The 17,852-nt window shown below is 65.1% G+C and carries 12 protein-coding genes; 3 read left to right on the forward strand and 9 right to left on the reverse strand.

The window, feature by feature from the left end; all coding sequences use genetic code 11:
* Window positions 1–17: 17 nt before the first annotated feature.
* Window positions 18–413, reverse strand: a complete 396-nt coding sequence (locus AOZ49_RS11870) for a hypothetical protein (protein WP_054430025.1) — start codon at window positions 411–413, stop codon at window positions 18–20.
* A 328-nt stretch (window positions 414–741) separates the two neighbouring features.
* On the opposite strand from AOZ49_RS11870, the gene AOZ49_RS11875 reads away from it, so the two are divergent.
* From AOZ49_RS11875 to AOZ49_RS11885, 3 genes are read left to right on the forward strand one after another with little or no spacing between them, the layout of a single operon-like run.
* Window positions 742–1,950 carry a DesA family fatty acid desaturase gene (locus AOZ49_RS11875; protein ID WP_006395975.1) on the forward strand — a complete coding sequence of 403 codons (1,209 nt, stop codon included), beginning with the start codon at window positions 742–744 and terminating at the stop codon, window positions 1,948–1,950.
* A complete protein-coding gene (locus tag AOZ49_RS11880; protein WP_054430023.1) occupies window positions 1,947–4,238 on the forward strand; it encodes a UvrD-helicase domain-containing protein in 2,292 nt (763 codons plus the stop codon). The genes AOZ49_RS11875 and AOZ49_RS11880 overlap by 4 nt, the downstream gene beginning before the upstream one ends.
* 5 nt (window positions 4,239–4,243) lie before the next feature.
* Complete coding sequence (locus AOZ49_RS11885) at window positions 4,244–4,549, forward strand: chorismate mutase (RefSeq protein WP_054430021.1); 306 nt, start codon at window positions 4,244–4,246, stop codon at window positions 4,547–4,549.
* A gap of 107 nt (window positions 4,550–4,656) precedes the next feature.
* Here the strand turns inward: AOZ49_RS11885 and AOZ49_RS11890 are convergent, their stop codons facing one another.
* The 8 genes from AOZ49_RS11890 to AOZ49_RS11925 all read right to left on the reverse strand — a co-directional run bounded on the left by AOZ49_RS11890 (window position 4,657) and on the right by AOZ49_RS11925 (window position 17,827).
* On the reverse strand, window positions 4,657–5,745 hold the full coding sequence (locus tag AOZ49_RS11890) for a cytochrome-c peroxidase (RefSeq protein ID WP_231690314.1): 1,089 nt from the start codon (window positions 5,743–5,745) through the stop codon (window positions 4,657–4,659).
* A 572-nt stretch (window positions 5,746–6,317) separates the two neighbouring features.
* A complete protein-coding gene (locus tag AOZ49_RS11895) occupies window positions 6,318–6,980 on the reverse strand; it encodes a hypothetical protein (RefSeq protein WP_054475474.1) in 663 nt (220 codons plus the stop codon).
* A 131-nt stretch (window positions 6,981–7,111) separates the two neighbouring features.
* Window positions 7,112–9,649 carry a TonB-dependent receptor gene (locus tag AOZ49_RS11900; RefSeq protein ID WP_369815794.1) on the reverse strand — a complete coding sequence of 846 codons (2,538 nt, stop codon included), beginning with the start codon at window positions 9,647–9,649 and terminating at the stop codon, window positions 7,112–7,114.
* Window positions 9,650–9,941: 292 nt separating this feature from the next.
* Window positions 9,942–10,595 (reverse strand): hypothetical protein, encoded by a 654-nt coding sequence (locus AOZ49_RS11905; RefSeq protein WP_054475478.1) that lies wholly within the window; start codon window positions 10,593–10,595, stop codon window positions 9,942–9,944.
* A gap of 145 nt (window positions 10,596–10,740) precedes the next feature.
* Window positions 10,741–13,386, reverse strand: coding sequence for a TonB-dependent receptor (locus AOZ49_RS11910; RefSeq protein ID WP_054475480.1), 2,646 nt, complete (start codon window positions 13,384–13,386; stop codon window positions 10,741–10,743).
* Window positions 13,387–13,515: 129 nt separating this feature from the next.
* Window positions 13,516–16,146, reverse strand: coding sequence for a TonB-dependent receptor plug domain-containing protein (locus AOZ49_RS11915; RefSeq protein ID WP_054475482.1), 2,631 nt, complete (start codon window positions 16,144–16,146; stop codon window positions 13,516–13,518).
* Between the two features lie 263 nt (window positions 16,147–16,409).
* Window positions 16,410–17,342, reverse strand: a complete 933-nt coding sequence (locus AOZ49_RS11920; protein ID WP_054475484.1) for a FecR family protein — start codon at window positions 17,340–17,342, stop codon at window positions 16,410–16,412.
* Window positions 17,339–17,827, reverse strand: coding sequence for an RNA polymerase sigma factor (locus AOZ49_RS11925; protein ID WP_054430009.1), 489 nt, complete (start codon window positions 17,825–17,827; stop codon window positions 17,339–17,341). The genes AOZ49_RS11920 and AOZ49_RS11925 overlap by 4 nt, the downstream gene beginning before the upstream one ends.
* Window positions 17,828–17,852: the final 25 nt, after the last annotated feature.

Genomic DNA, 17,852 nt, shown 5'->3' on the forward strand with positions numbered 1-17,852 from the left:
CCGGTCCTCGCGCCGGCTCAGGGAGCCGGCGTGATGCCCAGCGTGGCGCTGTAGCGGCGGGTTCCGATGGTCTTGTTCTGGTACTTCACCTCCCAGGCCAGCGAATCCGACCCGGGTTGGTTGGCCTGGTAGACCAGTTGCGCGATCGGCACTGTCTTATATGCGCAACGGCCCGAGTCGCCGGACTGGCCCCGCGTCTGGACGATGCTGGCGACGCCCAGGCGCGGCTGCAGCGTGATGGTGACGCGTGGCGCGCGCAGCGCCAGGCAATCCGAGCCGCGGATCTCGTAATAGGACGCCAGCACAGCTACGTCCCCGGTTTTCAGCGACTGGGCGCTGGCGGGCGCCATGGCGGCCAGGCCGGTGATGGTCAGAAGGGCGACAAAATGGGGACGGATTTTTTCGAGGAACATCGCGGGAGGGGAACGGCGGTGACGGTGATGGCGGACCGAAGTGTGCGCCAGACGCGTGGCGCCCGCAAGACAGCGCCCCAGCCTGACAGGAACTTTAATCACGGAATGTAGCCAAAACGAAGTGCCCGACGTGGGCGCTTCCCGGCCCGGGACACGCCGTCATCGTCGCCAAGGGTCGCCGACTCGGTCGCGCGCCTGCCGCAGTGTGGTCAAAAGTAGGGCTTAGTCCTTGATTTCCCTCAAAAACTATTTTGAAACTCCATTGTCATAACGCGGCAAAGGTAAGCTAAACTTCAGGCACTCTTCAAGCGAGGCTCATTACAGCTTTATGGATTACATCCTCTCCTTCATTGCCGGCGGTCTGACCCAAGCGACTTGGTGGCAGGTCGTCGTTTTCACCCTGGTCGTGACGCACATCACGATCGTGTCCGTTACCGTCTTCCTGCACCGCAGCCAGGCGCACCGGGGCCTGGATCTGCATCCGGCCGTGATGCACTTCTTCCGGTTCTGGCTCTGGATGACGACCGGCATGGTCACCAAGGAATGGGTTGCCATCCACCGCAAGCACCACGCCAAGTGCGAAAAGGAAGGCGATCCCCATTCGCCCATCCTGTTCGGCATCTGGAAGGTGTTGTTCCGCGGCGCCGAGCTCTACCGCGAAGAATCCAACAACAAGGAAACCATGGCCAAGTTCGGCCACGGCACGCCTGACGACTGGCTCGAACGCAACGTCTACAGCAAGCACAGCCTGTGGGGCGTGCTGACCATGCTCGCCATCGACATCGCCCTGTTCGGCGCGATCGGCGTCACGGTGTGGGCGGTGCAGATGGCCTGGATCCCCTTCTGGGCGGCCGGCGTCGTCAACGGCATCGGCCACTACTGGGGCTACCGCAACTACAATAGCCCGGACACCAGCACCAACGTGTTCCCCTGGGGCATCGTGATCGGCGGCGAAGAGCTGCACAACAACCATCACGCCCACGGCACGTCGGCCAAGTTCTCGGCCAAGTGGTACGAATTCGACATCGGCTGGTGCTACATCAACATCCTGAAGTTCCTGGGCCTGGCCAAGATCAAGAAGGTCGCGCCCAAGCTCAAGCTGGATGATTCCAAGACCGGCATCGACCTGCGCACGCTGCAGGGCGTGATCACGCACCGCTACGAAGTCATGGCCCGCTACGCGGACGTGATCAAGAGCGCCGCCCGCGAAGAACTCGCCAAGCTGAAGGCCTCGCGCCAGGACGGCAACGCCGATTGCGGCTGGAACAAGCTGCACAAGGTGCGCCGCGCCATCCACCGCAACGAGGACATCCTCCAGCCGGAACAGCTCGAAGCCGTGGACAAGGCCATCGCCCAGAACCAGTCGCTGTCGACGCTGGTGCAGATGCGCCGCGAACTCGGCCGTATCTGGGAAAGCTCCAGCGCCAGCAGCGAACAGCTCCTCCATGACCTGCAGGCCTGGTGCCAGCGCGCCCAGCAAAGCGGCATCGCCGGGCTCGAGCAATTCGCTCAACGTCTGCGCCGCTACGCGGCATGATGCTAGAGAAGCTCAATCCTGAACAACGCGCCGCAGTAACGTTAGAACCGCAGCACGCCCTGGTCCTGGCCGGGGCGGGCAGCGGCAAGACCCGGGTGCTCACCACCCGCATGGCCTGGCTGATTCAAACCGGCCAGGCCTCGCCTTTTGGGCTGCTGGCCGTCACGTTCACCAACAAGGCCGCCCGCGAGATGCTGGCGCGCATGTCGGCCATCCTGCCGATCGATACGCGCGGCCTCTGGATCGGCACCTTCCACGGCCTGTGCAACCGCATGCTGCGCGCGCACCATCGCGACGCCGGCCTGCCGCAGACCTTCCAGATCCTCGACGTCACCGACCAGCTCGCCGCCATCAAGCGGCTGATGAAGGCCAACGGCGTCGACGACGAGAAGTATCCGCCGCGCGACGTGCAGCGTTTCATCAACGGCGCCAAGGAAGAGGGCCTGCGCCCCGCTGACGTCGAAGCCTATGACGCGCACCGCCGCCGCCTGATCGAGATCTACCAGCTCTACGAAGCCCAGTGCCAACGCGAAGGCGTGGTCGACTTCGCCGAGCTGCTGCTGCGCGCCTACGAACTGCTGTCGCGCAACGCGCCGGTGCGCGAGCACTACCAGCGCCGTTTCCGCCACATCCTGGTCGACGAGTTCCAGGACACCAACACGCTGCAGTACAAGTGGCTGCGGCTGCTGGCCGGCGGCGGCGCGGCGATCTTCGCCGTGGGCGATGACGACCAGTCCATCTACGCGTTCCGCGGCGCCAACGTCGGCAACATGTCCGACTTCGAGCGCGACTACGCGCACGGCACCGTCATCCGCCTGGAGCAGAACTACCGCTCGTACGGCCACATCCTGGATTCCGCCAATGCGCTCATCGGCCACAACAGCGGCCGCCTGGGCAAGAACCTCTGGACCGACCAGGGCGAGGGCGAGCCGGTGCGCGTCATCGAGCAGCCCTCGGACGGCATGGAAGCGCAATGGATCGTCGACGAGATCCGCTCGCTGATCCACGAAGGCAGCCTGCGCCGCGAGATCGCCGTGCTCTACCGCAGCAACGCGCAGTCGCGCGTGATCGAGCACGCCATCTTCTCGGCCGGCATTCCGTACAAGGTCTACGGCGGCCTGCGCTTCTTCGAGCGCCAGGAAATCAAGCACGCGCTGGCCTACCTGCGCCTGATGTCCAATCCGCACGACGACACCTCGTGGATGCGGGTGGTCAACTTCCCGACGCGCGGCATCGGCGCGCGCACGCTGGAGCAGCTGGCCGACGCGGCCCGCGCGCATGATTCCAGCCTGTATGCGGCCGTGGCGCTGGTGGCGGGCAAGGGCGGCTCCAACCTGGCCCAGTTCGCCCAGCTGATCCATCGCCTGATCGAGGAAACGCGCGACCTGCCGCTGCCCGAAATGGTCGAGCACATGCTCGAGGCCAGCGGCCTGAACGCGCACTACAAGGCCGAGCGCGAAGGCGCCGAGCGCCTCGAAAACCTGAACGAACTGATCACCGCCGCGGCGGTGTTCGCGTCCGAGGAAAACTACGACGGCATGCCCGCCGGCGTGGTGCCCGACCAGGACACCTCCAGCACGCTGATGCCCGGCGTGGTCGATGCGCCGCCGGTGGTTTCCGATGGCCTGACGCCGCTGGCCGCCTTCCTGTCGCATGCCGCGCTCGAAGCCGGCGACAACCAGGCGCAGCAGGGCCAGGACGCCGTGCAGCTCATGACCGTGCACGCGGCCAAGGGCCTGGAGTTCGACGCCGTCTTCATCACCGGCCTCGAGGAAGGCCTGTTCCCGCACGAGAACAGCATCCTGGAACAGTCCGGCCTGGAGGAAGAGCGCCGCCTCATGTACGTGGCGATCACCCGCGCGCGCCAGCGCCTGTACATCAGCCTGGCGCAAAGCCGCATGCTGCATGGCCAGACGCGCTACGCCATGCGGTCGCGCTTCCTCGACGAAATCCCCGAGCAGCACCTGAAGTGGCTGTCGCCCAAGGCCGGGCTGGCGCCCGCCCTGAGCGCCGGCGGCGGCTGGAACGGCAACCGCGGCGACGCGTTTGGCCGCAAGCCGACCAACACCATTGCGCCGCGTCAACCGCGCGGCACGGCCTCCGGCGTCACGGTGGGCGACAAGCAGTATCGTGTGGGACAGGGTGTGCACCACGCGCGTTTCGGCGACGGCACCATCGTCAGCCTGAGCGGCGCGGGACAGGATGCCCAGGCGGAAATCCATTTCCGCGATGTCGGCGCCAAGACGCTGGCGCTGGGCATCGCCAAGCTGGATATCGTTCAAGGTTGAAAGACATGGCCAATCAAGACTCCCCGAAAGCCGAACTGGCATCGCTGCGCGCCGAAATCGACGAGATCGACCAGCAGATCATCCTGCTGCTCGGCGTGCGCTTTCGCTGCACGGACATGATCGGTGAACTCAAGCAGGCCAACGACATGGATCTGGTGGATCCGGTGCGCGAAGACCAGCAGGTCCAGCGCATCCGGCGCCTGGCCGAAGAGGCCGGCGTGCCGCCGGCCCTGGCCGAAACCATCCTGCGCGAAGTGATCGACACGGTGGTCGATCATCACACCCGGTTGCGCGAGCGTCCCTACTCGTGACGCGCGCCTGACGACCGCCTTCCGCGAGGGCGCGGCCGTCAGCGCAGCGAAAGGCCCATGGCCGCGGCATTGCCGCGGCCATTCTTTTTTCAGCCCGGCGCGGCGCGCTACAAGGTCTTCAGGAACGCCAGCAGGGCGTCGATCTCGGCCGGGCTCAGGTCGAGCGGCTTGATGTGCTCCGACTTGCGTGGCGCATACGGGTCCGGGGGATCGGCCGGCGGCGCTTCGCGGCCCATGCCGGCGTTGTACATCCGCAGCAGCCCCCGCAGGTCCGGAAACAGGCCGTTGTGCATCCACGGGCCGGCCTGCGCCACGTTGCGCAGGCTCGGCGTGCGGAATTTGCCCAGATCGGCGGGATCGCGCGTGGCCTCATAGCGCCCCAGGTCCTGGTTGCGGCGGCCGTAGAACGACAGGCCGATGTTGTGGAACTGGTGGTCGCTCAGCAGCGGGCCGTTGTGGCAATTCATGCAGCGCGCCTGGGTGCGGAACAGGTGCAGGCCCAGCAGCTCGGTGTCGTCCAGCGCATCGGCGCGGCCCGCCAGGAAATCGTCGAAGCGTGTCTTCTCCGGCCGCAGCGAGGCCACGTAGGCGGCCAGCGCGCGCGCCAGGCGGTCGGCGTCGACTGCGGATGTCGGTGTCGATGCCGCTGGCGCCTGAGCCACCGGTGTCGTAGCTGCCGTTGCCGATGCTGTCGAGGCGGCCGCTGATGAAGCCGATGCAACCGTTGAAGAAGACGCTGCCGGCGCGCCGCCGAACGCCTCGAGGAAGCGCGCGGGATACATGTCGTTCTCCCGCAACCGAGTCACCGCCCCGACAGCGTCATGGTTCATTTCCCGCGGGTCGTGCAGCGGTCCCATCACCTGTTCCTTGAGGCTGGCCGCGCGGCCGTCCCAGAACAGGCGCGGCGCGAAGGGCGCGGCATACAGCGGCGTGGAGCGGCGCCGCCCCATCAGCTTGTCCTCGCCCACCGCCAGCGGCAGGCCGTCGGTGAAGGCGCGCTGCGGCTGGTGACAGGAGGCGCAGGAGACCTGGCCCTTGCGCGACAGGCGAGCATCGAAGAACAGCATCTGTCCGAGCGTCACGACCGCTGGCCTGGCCACGTCGGCCGCCAGTTCCGCCTGGCCGGCATTCGCGGCGGTCCATTGCAGCGGCGGGCTGGAAGCCGGCGGGACGGCCGCCCATTCGGCCCAGTGCACGCCGGCGTCGATGGTGGGTGCGGGCCATCCGGCGGCGGGGCCGACATAGCGCGCACGCAGGCAGGCGAGGTCCCAGCCCGCCTGCGTGTGGCAGGCGGGCGCATCGGCCTGGTCGGCGGCGGTGGCTGTATCGGCCAGCGCCAGGACGGCGCTAGGAGGGGCGGCACCGGGATGGGCGGCGTAAAGAGGCGGGGCGCAAAGAAAGGAGGCGCAAAGGAAAGAGGCGCGAAGATAGGAGGCGCCAAGACTGGTGGCGCCAAGACGGGAGGCGCCAAGAGGGACGGTCAGGGCGCCCGTCCGGGGCCTGGCGCTGCCACGCAGGGGCATGGATACGTTCCGGGTTGCGTTGATGTCAGACGTAGGACGCAACGACGGTGGCGATACCTCAGTGCCCAAGCGATGAATAATCTATATGGATCTCGATCTGTCGATTGAGCGCTGAGGTTGGGCCCTGAAGTTGGGCCCTGGGGCGCGAACGGTCCGGCATCGGGAGTCCGTATCGCCACCATCGTCGCGCCCGCGAGCCCATGCCGGCCGAGGCCGCCGGCATCGGGAACGTGCTTGCCACGGCCTCAGGCATCGAGAATATGGAATGCGCCGTCCGGATCGCGTGCGACGATGGCCCGTTTTTCTTCCTGGGAGAGCAGCGGTTCCAGGATGTAGTCGATGTAGGCCACGCCATCGGGCGCCAGCTTGATGCAGCCCGCGCTGTCCGCCTCGACGCGGTAGCCGGTGTAGGCGTTGGCGTTGATCACCAGCGCGCCGGGGTAGGGATCGGGGTGGGTGGCGGTCAATGCCCGCGTCTTGTCGTTGACCTCTTTGCGGTAGCGTTCCAGGGCCACGTCCTTGGGCAATGGAATGCTGCCGCGGCCGCCGTGGTGCATGATGAAGACGAATTCCCCCAGCGACATGTCGTCGGGGATATGGCGATTGGTGGCGGGGCTGGTGTACCAGGACACGTAGCGCGCCAAGTCGTTGTAGAAGGCGGCGGTCTGGTTGGACGGATCGTCCTTGCTGCCCAGCGTGTAGTGATGCTCGCGCCAGGCCTCGTCGGTGTATCGGAACAGTCCGGACGCGGTCGAACCGGGACTGGCGCTGTGAGAGTCTGCGCCGAACGATGATTCGAGATAGGCGACGTCCGCCGCGATCTGGATGGTCGGGGCGTTGACGCCATGCCGCCTGCCGTGGGCCACGATGGCGGCTTTGATTCTGGTTTGGGCTCGGTTCAATGCCATGCGCGTGTTCCTGCGTGGTGGCGCGGCCCGCGGGTTCCAGCGGCGAGGCTGATGCGCCATGGCCGGGATGGCCACGAAGCATGGTAGGGGCAAGGCCGCCGGCGCTCCATGGTGCCTGGTCTGATTTGCGGTCAGAAGCGGTAGCCGACCTGCAGCCAGAGTTCGCGGCCGGATTGATAGGTGGCGTTGTTGCTTGCCAGCGTGGGATTACCGGCCACGATCGCGGGCATGCGGTTGAGCAGATTGAGGATGTCGATGGTCAGTTCGAGCCTGGGCATGACGGGGGGGGGCTGCCACGAGAGCCGGGTGTCCCAGGTCCAGTACGAGGGCAGGCCGCCGGATTGATAGCGATCGAGGAAGGACGGGCCCGGGCCTCTGCCGACATAGATGATGTCGTCGCGCCTGCCGCGCCAGTTCAGCGTATGGGTCCAGGTCAGTCCGGCGCGCGGATAGGCGCCGGTCAGCGTGAGCGCGGCCAATTGGGGCTGGTGGAAACTTCGCGGCGGCAGGTCGATGGTGCGGATGGGTGCGCCGTTGTAGATCACCCTGTCGTTGGGGCCGCGCGCGTTGTCGTCATAACCCTTGGCCAGGTCGGTGTTGGTCTTGCGCTTCTGCCAGCTCCATGAGACCTGCAGGTGCCAACGGGTCGGACCGGCTCGCCAGGGTTCCAGCGTGCGTAGCGTCAGGCTGACGGCGTCGGTCGTGGAGTTGCCGCCGTTGCGGTAGGTGAAACCGGTGTTGATCTTGCCGCTCTTGATCCACTGCCGCCGGCCGTCGCGGCGGACATAGCCCAGCAGGCCTTCCAGGCCCGCCATGCGTTGGCGCAGCGAGAATGCCCATTCGTCGTCATAGGGCATGCGCAGCCCGCTGTAGTCCACGGCAAAATCCTGTTTGCCGGCGGGCACGGGATTGCCGCGGAAGTCGGTCAACTGTTGCAGCAGGCGCAGGCGCCGGGCTTCCAGGGCGGTTTCCAGCACGGCGCCGCCGAAGTAGCGGGACCATCCTCCGCTCAGCACGGTGGCGCCTGATCCGAGCACATCCCAATCCAGGCGCGTGCGCGGCGCGACACTGTGGCTGCCGAACAGGCTCTCGTGGTCATAGCGCAGCCCGGCATCCAGCGCCAGGCGCCGCCACTCGACGCGATCAGAGAGATACAGCGCCGCCGTCTGGCTGCGCGCCCGCACCGTTCCCGGCCGCCACAGGTACCTATTGCTGTCTGTGTAGCCGCCCGTGCTGCCGTAGGTGCGCGTGTAGGCGGTCGATAGCTTCGGCCGCTTGAAGGCCGCGTCGATCCGCTGCGCGTCGATGCCCGCGTAGACGTTGTGCGTGAATGCCCGGGCGCGTAGCGGATCCAGATCGATCCGCCCCTTGAGCAGCACGGTGTCCTGCTGTTTTTGTTCCCGGCCGAAGCCGCCCTTGAAGTACACGGGCAGCCTGTAGGGGCGTGTCGTCACCCATTCGCGGCTCGTCGAACGGCGGTTGCTCATGGCATGGTCCCAGCCGGCCTGCAGGGTCAGGCGCGCCGCCGGCAATCGGTGTTCCAGGCGGGCGGCCAGGCCATACGCGCCATGGTTGTTGGCGTATTGCGTGTCGCGGGCCGTGTTGCTGGTCAGCGCTTCGCTGCGATCGCTGTATTTCAGCGTCAGATCGACCAGGGTGTCGGCGTCGGGGCGCACGCTGAACTTGCCCAGGAAGTTGTCGATGCGGTCGCGATAGTTGTTCGGCGTGCGCAGCGACTTGCCTGCGTCATCCGCGCTCAGGCCCCAGCGCGCTATCCGGGATTGCCGATGCGACATGGCCAGCACCATGCCCGCCTTGTCGTTGACGGCAATGTCCGCCACCACCGAGTAGAAGCGCTTTTGCCATCGAGGCGTGAAGCCCGGCTCGCCTTGGGTCCATTTGTTCTCCTGGCCCGGCGAGACGCGCTGGCGAGTCATGTTCGAGGTGTTCCACCGATAGTCGAACTTCAGGTGGTTCTCGCCGGCAAAGCGGCGCAGGCGCGCGTCCACCACGCCGCCATTGAATCTTCCGTATTCCACCGGCACGAAACTGTCGTGCACGTGCACGGCTTCCAGCAGGCTGGCGTCGATGAAATACGACTGTGGATTGCTGGGGACATTGCCGCCTACCTGGGCCAGGTTCTTGTTGGCCGGATCGACGCGGTTGGTGGCATCGATGCCATCGATCTGGAACAGGTTCTGGTAGGGACTGGCGCCGTAGAAGGAAATGTCCTCGATATCGAGCGAGCCGCGATTCTGCGCGCCGTGGGCGCCGGGGTTGGTACGCACCGCGGGATGCGTCGCCACCAAGGTGCTCAGATCACGGTTGGACGAGGGTGTCGTGGCGATCTCCTGGCGGCTGTAGACGCGTTCGCCAAGCTGTTCGCCATAGACCCGCACGGGATCGAGCCGCGAGGCGTGGGTCGGGTCTGGCTGGTCGACGTAGATGAGGTAGCGGTTCGCGCCCTCCGCGCGCAATGCCAGGCCGGAGCCTTCCAGCATCTGGTCGAGCGCCAACCGGGCGGGAAACCTGCCGCGCACGACGGGAGAGACTTTGCCCGCAACCGCTGCGGGCGGGAACGAGATCTCCAGGCCGGATTGACGGCCCAGCTCGATCAGCGCGTCGCCCAGGGGGAGAGCGGGGATGCATAGACGGACGGCATCGTTCAACGGCTGGCTGGCCGCGGGAGCGGGACATACATATGCCAAGACTATGGTAAGGATAAGGGCGTTGGCGGTTAACGGGCGTGTGGTGTAGTCATAGGAGTCGAATGGCATGGGCGCGTTCTACCGTTGGTTGGTTTCAACGGTGGGACGTGGCTTTGTGGGGTCGACCTCAGTGTTGTGTGGATAAAATGTTTGAGCGAGTCGTCTGATTTACGCAAAGCCCGACGGACCTCACGTGCTTCCAGTGAGTCTTCATCTTATACAGAGCGGGCCGGCGTACCTGCCGAGTCGGGCGTTACCTGTAGATATAGAAAGCGCCTGTCGGATCTCGGTCCACAATGCTCTGCCTCTCTACGTCATCGAGCAAAGGCTCCAAGTTGTAGTCGATATGCCAATTGCCATCGGCTCCTAGTTTTATGCATCCTGCGCTGTCCTCCGGTGGCTCGTAGCCGATGTATGCATCCGCATCCATGGCCAGTGCGCCTGGATAGGGCCCGGGATTGGCGTTTCTGATTTCGGAAGGCAGGGCGTCCATGCTGTCCTGATAGATCTTACGGCCGGGAGCGTTGCTGAAGTCGACGGTAGACCGGCCATCATGGTGCTTGATGTAGGCATATTCTTCGAATGACAAATCATCGGGAATGTTGCCGTTAGAGGCCGGGTCGTTGAACCAGGACGAGTAGGTGGCGAGATCGTCGTACAAGGCAGCGATCTGGTTCATTGGATCATTCTTGACACCCAGTGCGCTGTGGAAGTCGTTCCAGGTGCCATCGGTGTACTGGAATAAGCCCGACGCGGTCGATTTGGAATTCCTTAGGGATGATCCAAACGACGTTTCGATATATGCAAAGTCCGATGCTATCTGGATTAGGTCGTCGGTGAATCCGTGCTGCTCGCCATACTCGACGATGGCGGCTTTGGTTTCGGCTTGGGATCGGCTGAGTTCCATTTCTCATGCTCCAGCGTGACGTCGCATCGCGACGCAGCATGTCCGACCGGAACGCCCGATGCGTTTCGCGGAATGCTGTGAAGCATCGTAGGAACAACTGGCTTGAGGCTCTACGGTATGAGGTCTGATTTCTCAATCGACCGCCTTAGAACCGGTAGCCGACCTGCAACCAGAATTCGCGGCCCGATTGATATAGGCTGTTGTCGGCCTTGAAATTGGGATTGCTCGCGGTGAGCGCGGGCATGCGATTCAGCAGATTGAGTACTTCGACGGTCAATTCCATGTTGCGCAGCGACGGGGGCTGCCAAGTCAGCTTGGTGTCCCAGGTCCAAAAGGATGCCAAGCCCCCCGACTTGTATTTCTCCAGCTGGGCTGGCGCCGGCCCTCTTCCTACATAGATAATTGCATTGCGCTTGCTGCGCCAGTTCAGCATATTGCTCCAGGTCAGCCCCATGCGTGGATATGCGCCGATCAATGTCAGGTTAGCAGTCTGTGGCTGATAGAAGGTGATATCCGGAAGTTCAAAGGCGCGAATCGGAACATCGTTATAGATGACCAATTCGTCGGTATCCGTCGAGCTTCCGCCGTATCCCTTGGCAAGATCGTTGTTGGCCTTGCGGCGTTGCCAACTCCAGCTGGTGCGCATGTTCCAGCGTGTTTCGCCTGCGCGCCAGGGTTCGAGCGTACTCAAGGTCAGACTCACGCTGTCGGTGATGGAATGGCCGCTATTGCGGTACCGGTAGCGATCCTCGAAGACGCGGCCGGTCTGGCTTTTGGCCCATTGATCGCGGCCATTGCGACGTACGTAACCCAGAACGCCTTGCAAACCCGCCATGCGTTGGCGCAGCGACACCGCCCATTCGTCGTCGTACGGCATGCGTAATCCGCGGTAATCGACGAAATATTCCTGGTCCCCATCGGCCACAGGGGCGCCGCTTTTGTCCAGCACTCGCCTGCGCAGGCGGCCACGTTCAGCTTCCAGCGCGGTATTCAGCATTCCTGCTCCGACATAGCGTGACCAACTGGTGCTCAGCAGCGTATTGCCCGAGCCGAACATATCCCATTCCAGCCGTGTGCGTGGCGAAACATTGCTATTGCCGAGGAATGTTTCGTAGTCGTAGCGCAGTCCCGAGTCCAGGGCCAGACGGCGCCATTCGATTCGGTCGTTCAGATACAGGCTCGCCATGGCGTACCGCGTGGCTACCGTGCCAGGAAGGTACACGTCTTTGCTCGAATCGCGGTAAGTGCCGGAACGGCCATAGGTGCGTTGAAGGGACGCCGACTGCTGGTAGCGTTTGAATCCCGCATCGACGCGCTGCAAGTCCACGCCGGCATATAAACCATGCGTGAGCACGCCCGTATGCAAGGGGGCGAGGTCAACGCGGCTTTTGAGGGTCCAAGTGTCTTGCTGCGTCTGCTCCCGTCCCAGGCCGCCCGTGGTGTATTTGGGTAGCCCGAATGGTCTTTGGGTCACTAACTCATTGTCTGACGAATAGCGATTGCTCATCGCAGTATCCCAACCGCCTTGCAGAGAGAAGCGCCCTTGGGTAAACCGGTGTTCCAGGTTGAGGCTGACGCCTCGCGCTCCATGATTGTTGTCCCAGCGGGTGTCGCGGAACAGATAGCTCGACAAGGTCTCGCTGCGGTCGCTGTATTTCAGCGCCAAGTCGATCACGGTGTCGGCGCCGGCGCGCAAACTGAATTTGCCGAGGAAATTGTCGATACGGTCACGATAGGTGGCTTGGCCGGGCAGCGGCTGTCCGGCATCGTCCACACCCATGTTCGCGCGGGTGATGTCGGATTGGCGATGGGACAAGGTCAGTACAGCACCGGCCTTGTCGTTGAAGGCAATATCGCCGACAGCGGTATAAAAGCGCTTTTGCCATATGGGTGAATAGCCGGGTCGGCCTTGCGCCCATTTGCTGGCGTCACCTTGCGCGACGCGCTGCTGCGTCATATTGGAAGTGTTCCAACGGTAATCCAGCTTCAAGTGATTTTCGCCGGAGAAGCGGCGTAGCCGGGCGTCCACCACGCCACCAGTGAAGCGGCCATATTCGACGGGTATGGAATTGTCGTAGACGCGCACGTCTTCCAGTAGGCTGGTGTCAACGAAATACGATTGTGAATTGCTGGCAATGTTGTTGGTTTTAAGGTTGAGGTTCTTGCTGGCCGGGTCCACCCGATTGGACGCATCCATGCCATCGACCTGGAACAGATTCTGATACGGGCTCGCTCCGTAAAACGAAATATCCTCGACATCCAGTGATCCGCGATTCTGCGACCCGGCCGCGCCCGGATTCGTGCGCACCGCCGGATGGGTCGCCATCAATGTGCTCAAGTCGCGGTTGGATGATGGCGTTTGCGCGATCTCCTCGCGGCCATAGATGCGTTCGCCGATCTGTTCGCCGTAGATGCGCACCGGTTCCAGCCGTGATGCCGAGAACGGGTTGGTCTTGTCGACGAAGACGACGTAGCGACCCGACCCGTCGGCGCGCAGCGTCAGTCCGGAGCCGGTCAGCAGGTGGTTCAGGGCCGTCAGGGCGGAATACTCGCCCCGCAGGGCGGGGGCGGTCTTGCCGGCCACGGCGGCCGGCGGGAATGAGATTTCCAGGCCGGATTGAAGGCCCAGCGCGAGCAAGGCGTCGCTCAGCGGCTGTGCGGGCAGGTCATAGAGATTGGCGCGGGCGGTTGGCGTCGCCAGGGCAGGCGCGGCAAGCGCCAGCACCGTGCAAAAGAGTGCTGCCGACACATCGGACCGGCGGCGCGGGCGGCGTTCGAGGGGGATGGGCATGTAAGCGTCCTTGACTGAGTGAAGCTGGTCATAGGACGTGTTGGCAGCCCATACCCCTCAGCGAATGAGCGATGGGGGGGGCGACGAACTAAGACTGAAGGAAGGCGACGTGTCGAGCCAAGTCTTGCTTCAGAACCGATACCCCACCTGCAACCACAGCTCGCGTCCCGACTGGAACGTGCTGCGGTTGGTCTTCAGGTTGGGATTGCTGGCCGTGACCGCCGGCATGCGGTTCAGCAGGTTCAGCACTTCCACCGTGAATTCCAGGTTGCGCGCGAAGGTCGGCTGCCACGCCAGCTTGGTGTCCCAGGTCCAGTACGACGGCAGCTCGCCGGATTCGTAGCGGTCCAGGTAATCCGGCCGCGGACCGACGCCGACGTGGATGGTGGCGTCGCGCTTGCTGCGCCAGTTCAGTTTGTTGCTCCAGGTCAGGCCGGCGCGCGGGTAGGCGCCGATCAGCGTGAGCGTAGCGACCTGGGGCTGGTAGAAGGTGCTGGGCGGCAGGTCGATGGCGCGGATCTCCGAGCCGTTGTAGATCACCCGGTCATCCGGATCGCGCGCATCGGCCGTGTAGCCGGTGACCAGGTCGCCGTTGGTCTTACGCTTCTGCCAGCTCCACGATGCCTGCATGTTCCAGCGCGTCGGACCCAGGCGCCAGGGTTCCAGCGTGCGCAGCGTCAGGCTGACGCCGTCGGTGGTGGAAAAGCCGTCGTTGTTGTAGGTGTAGCCCGTGGCCTGCGTGCCGCTCTTGGTCCATTGGTCGCGGCCATTGCGGTGCACGTAGCTCAGCAGGCCCTCGATGCCCGCCATGCGCTGGCGCAGCGAGACCGCCCATTCGTCGTCGTAGGGCATGCGCAGGCCGCGGTAGTCCACGAAGTATTCCTTGCCGCCGTCGGTCACGGGCCTTCCCTTGCTGTCGAGCACCTGCCGGCGCAGGCGGCTGCGCTCGGCTTCCAGCGCGGTTTCCAGCACCTCGCTGCCGTAGTAGCGCGACCAGCCCGCGCTCAGCAGCGTGTCGCCCGAGCCCAGCACGTCCCATTCCAGGCGCGTGCGCGGCGACAGGTTGGTGTTGCCCAGGAAGGTCTCGCGGTCGTAGCGCACGCCCGCATCCAGCGCCAGCCGTTGCCATTCGATGCGGTCGGACAGGTACACGCTGGCCATGTTGTATTTCACGTTGACCGTGCCGGGCAGGTAGTGGACCTTGCTGAAGTCCTGGTAGGTGCCCTTGTTGTTGTAGGCGCGGCGGAACGAATACGAATCCTGGAAGCGCTTGAAGCCGGCGTCGATCTGCTGCAGGTCGGCGCCCGCGTACAGGCTGTGGGTGAAGATGCCGGTGCGCACGGGATCGAGATCGATGCGGCCCTTGAGGGTCCAGGTGTCCTGCCGCGTCTGCTCCTTGCCGAAGCCGCCCGCGGTGTATTGCGGCAGCCTGTAGGGTTGATAGGTCACCAGTTCATCGCCGACCGACTGGCGATCGCTGGTGGCATGGTCCCAGCCGGCCTGCAGCGAGACGCGGCCGCCCTGGAACAGGTGGTCCAGGTTGCCGCTCAGGCCGTAGGCGCCGTGGTTGTTGTCCCAGTGCGTGTCGCGGAACAGGTAGCTCGACAAGGTCTCGCTGCGGTCGCTGTACTTGAGCGTCAGGTCGGCGGTGGTGTCGGCGCTGGCGCGCACGCTGAACTTGCCCAGGAAGTTGTCGACGCGGTCGCGGTAGGTGTCCTGGCCCTGTTGCGGCTGGCCCTTGTCGTCCACCCCCATGTTCCAGCGCGTGATGTCGGATTCGCGGCGCGACATGGCCAGCACCACGCCGGATTTGTCGTTGAAGGCGAAATCGCCCACGGCCGAATAGAAGCGCTTCTTCCATTCGGGCGAATAGCCGGGCTGGCCCTGCGCCCAGCTGTTCTCCTCGCCCTCGGACACCTGCTGTTGCGTCATCTTCGAGGTGTTCCAGCGGTAGTCGAACTTCAGGTGGTTCTCGCCGGAGAAGCGACGCAGGCGCGCATCGGCCACGCCGCCGGTGAAGCGGCCGTATTCGACCGGCACGAAGCTGTCGTACACGCGCACCGCCTCCAGCAGGCTGGTGTCGACGAAGTACGACTGCGGGTTGCTGGGGACGTTGCCGACCTGCAGGTTGAGGTTCTTGCTGGCCGGGTCGACGCGGTTGGTGGCGTCGATGCCGTCGATCTGGAACAGGTTCTGGTAGGGGCTGGAGCCGTGGAAGGAGATGTCTTCGACGTTGAGCGAGCCGCGGTTCTGCGAGCCGCTGACGCCCGGGTTGGTGCGCACCGCCGGGTGGCTGGCCACGAGCGTGCTCAGGTCGCGGTTGGACGACGGCGTTTCGGCGATCTCTTCCTGGCTGTAGATGCGTTCGCCGGCCTGCTCGCCGTAGACCCGCACCGGCTCCAGCCGAGAGGTGGAGAAGGGATGGGTCTTGTCGACGAAGACGATGTAGCGGCCCGGGCCGTCGGCGCGCAGGGCCAGGCCGGAACCGGCCAGCAGGCGGTCCAGCGCCAGCAGGGCGGAATACTCGCCTTGCAGGGCGGGCGATACCTTGCCGGCCACGGCGGCTGGCGGGAACGAGATCTCCAGGCCCGATTGGCGGCCGAGCGCGAGCAGGGCGTCGCCCAGCGCCTGCGACGGAATGTCATACACAATGGTGCGCGCGGGCGGCTGGGCGATGACGGGCGCGGCAATGGCCAGCATGACGCAAAGAAGGGCGGCCGAGGCGCTGGGCCGGCGTTTGCGGTCAAGAGGGAAAGGCATGAAAACGTCCTACGCTGTGTTGATGTCAGCCGTAGGACGCGGCGTAGGACGCAACCCCTCATTGCAAAGTTGATGAATAATTTATATTGATTCTTATTTACTGATTGAGAATCCCAGCGGAAGACGGCGAGCGCAGTCCGGGATATCGCGAGTAGCGGGGAGCGTGAAAGGGCGGCGTCGCGGGAAGCTGATGCGCCTGAGGTGCAGGCGATGCCCGGCCATGCGGATCGCGCCGAACCCGCCAGCCCTGCAAGAGAAATCCCTCAGCGCAGGATCAGCAGGCCGGGCAGATCGGTGATGCCGACCTTGGTCTGCGCCAGCAGCAGGTCGAGCGCGCGCTTGGGATCGGCGATGCTCGCCGTGCCGGACACGCGGGTGCCGCGCGCCAGTTCGCCCAGCACCAGGATGCGCTTGCCGGTGTAGCGCGCCAGCTGCGCGGCGGCGTCGGGCAGCGCGGTGTCGTTGAAGGCCAGCAGTCCCTGGCTCCAGGCGGGGGCGGTTTCGCGCGGCGCCGGGTCGCGGATCATGCCGCCGGCCGAGACCGTGATGCGTTGCCCCGGTTCGAGGATCTGTGGCTGCCCGTCGGCGCAGGCCTGGCATTGCACCGCCACCTGATGCTGGTAGACGGTGACGCGGGTCGCATCGGCATCGCGGGCGACCGCGTAGCGCGTGCCCAGCGCCGTGGCGTTGGCGTCCGCGGTGACGACCGTGAAGGCGGGGCCATCGGCGCCGCGGGGCGTCGCCTCGAACAGGGCCTGGCCGGCCAGCAGGCGCACTTCGCGCTTGCCCGCTCCGAAGTCCACGGCGATGGCCGAATGCGCATCGAGGATGGCGCGCGAGCCGTCGGGCAGGGCGACGCGCAGCGGTTGCGTGCCGCTGGCGTAGTCGGCGCCCGGCTGGAAGTCGCGCAGGGTATAGGCGGCCATGCCCGCGGCAGTGACCAGCGCCAGGGCCAGTACCACGCGGCGTTTGCGCGGCGGGCGGACGGTCAGCTTGCCTCGGTCGATCTCGCCCATGCGGCGCCAGACGCGCGCCAGGCGGTCGTAGGCGGCGGCATGGCGGGGATCGGCGTGGTACCAGGTGTCGAATTCGGCCTGTGTCTGCGCGTCCAGCGGCTGGCCGCTGTGGCGGATGACCCAGCGCGAGGCCTGTTCGTCGGCGGCCGTGGCGTTGCCGTGGGCGGCGGCCTTGTTCACGCGGTCAGGGCCTGGTCGCAGGCCAGCAGGATGCGCATCATGTGCTTTTCGACCGCGCTGACCGAGATGGCGAAGCGTTCGGCGATGGCGCGGTAGGTCAGGCCTTCGTGGCGATGCAGGACGAACACGTCGAGGCTGCGGCGCGGCTGGCGCAGCAGGGCGGCTTCGAGCCGCCGCAGCAACTGGTTGGCCGAGGCGACCTCCAGCGTGTCGGCCTCGAAGGCCGGCGGCTGCGCGGCGGCGTAGTCGGCGACCGCGCCCATTTCACGGCCGCGCCGGCGATGCCAGTCGGTGGCGATGTTGGCCGCCACCCGGAAGACATAGGCGCGGTCGTTGTCCGGAAGGGTCCTGTCCTTGAACTCGGCCAGCTTGATCCACGTGTCCTGGGCGCAGTCCTGGGCCACGTCGCGCGAGCCGGTGCGCATGGCCAGGAAGCCCAGCACTTCGCGGTAGTGCCGGAGAAATACATCGGTAAGCGAAGACATGTCGCTGACGGCGGGCGCCAGATAG

This window comes from Achromobacter sp. 2789STDY5608615, assembly GCF_001298995.1.
GTDB classification, from domain to species: domain Bacteria; phylum Pseudomonadota; class Gammaproteobacteria; order Burkholderiales; family Burkholderiaceae_B; genus Achromobacter; species Achromobacter insuavis.

Coding starts and splice junctions, on each gene's coding strand:
- AOZ49_RS11895 (WP_054475474.1), bottom strand. CDS start 6,980: ATGGCATTGAACCGAGCCCAAACCAGAATCAAAGCCGCCATCGTGGCC.
- AOZ49_RS11910 (WP_054475480.1), bottom strand. CDS start 13,386: ATGCCCATCCCCCTCGAACGCCGCCCGCGCCGCCGGTCCGATGTGTCG.
- AOZ49_RS11885 (WP_054430021.1), top strand. CDS start 4,244: ATGGCCAATCAAGACTCCCCGAAAGCCGAACTGGCATCGCTGCGCGCC.
- AOZ49_RS11925 (WP_054430009.1), bottom strand. CDS start 17,827: ATGTCTTCGCTTACCGATGTATTTCTCCGGCACTACCGCGAAGTGCTG.
- AOZ49_RS11875 (WP_006395975.1), top strand. CDS start 742: ATGGATTACATCCTCTCCTTCATTGCCGGCGGTCTGACCCAAGCGACT.
- AOZ49_RS11880 (WP_054430023.1), top strand. CDS start 1,947: ATGATGCTAGAGAAGCTCAATCCTGAACAACGCGCCGCAGTAACGTTA.
- AOZ49_RS11905 (WP_054475478.1), bottom strand. CDS start 10,595: ATGGAACTCAGCCGATCCCAAGCCGAAACCAAAGCCGCCATCGTCGAG.
- AOZ49_RS11915 (WP_054475482.1), bottom strand. CDS start 16,146: ATGCCTTTCCCTCTTGACCGCAAACGCCGGCCCAGCGCCTCGGCCGCC.
- AOZ49_RS11870 (WP_054430025.1), bottom strand. CDS start 413: ATGTTCCTCGAAAAAATCCGTCCCCATTTTGTCGCCCTTCTGACCATC.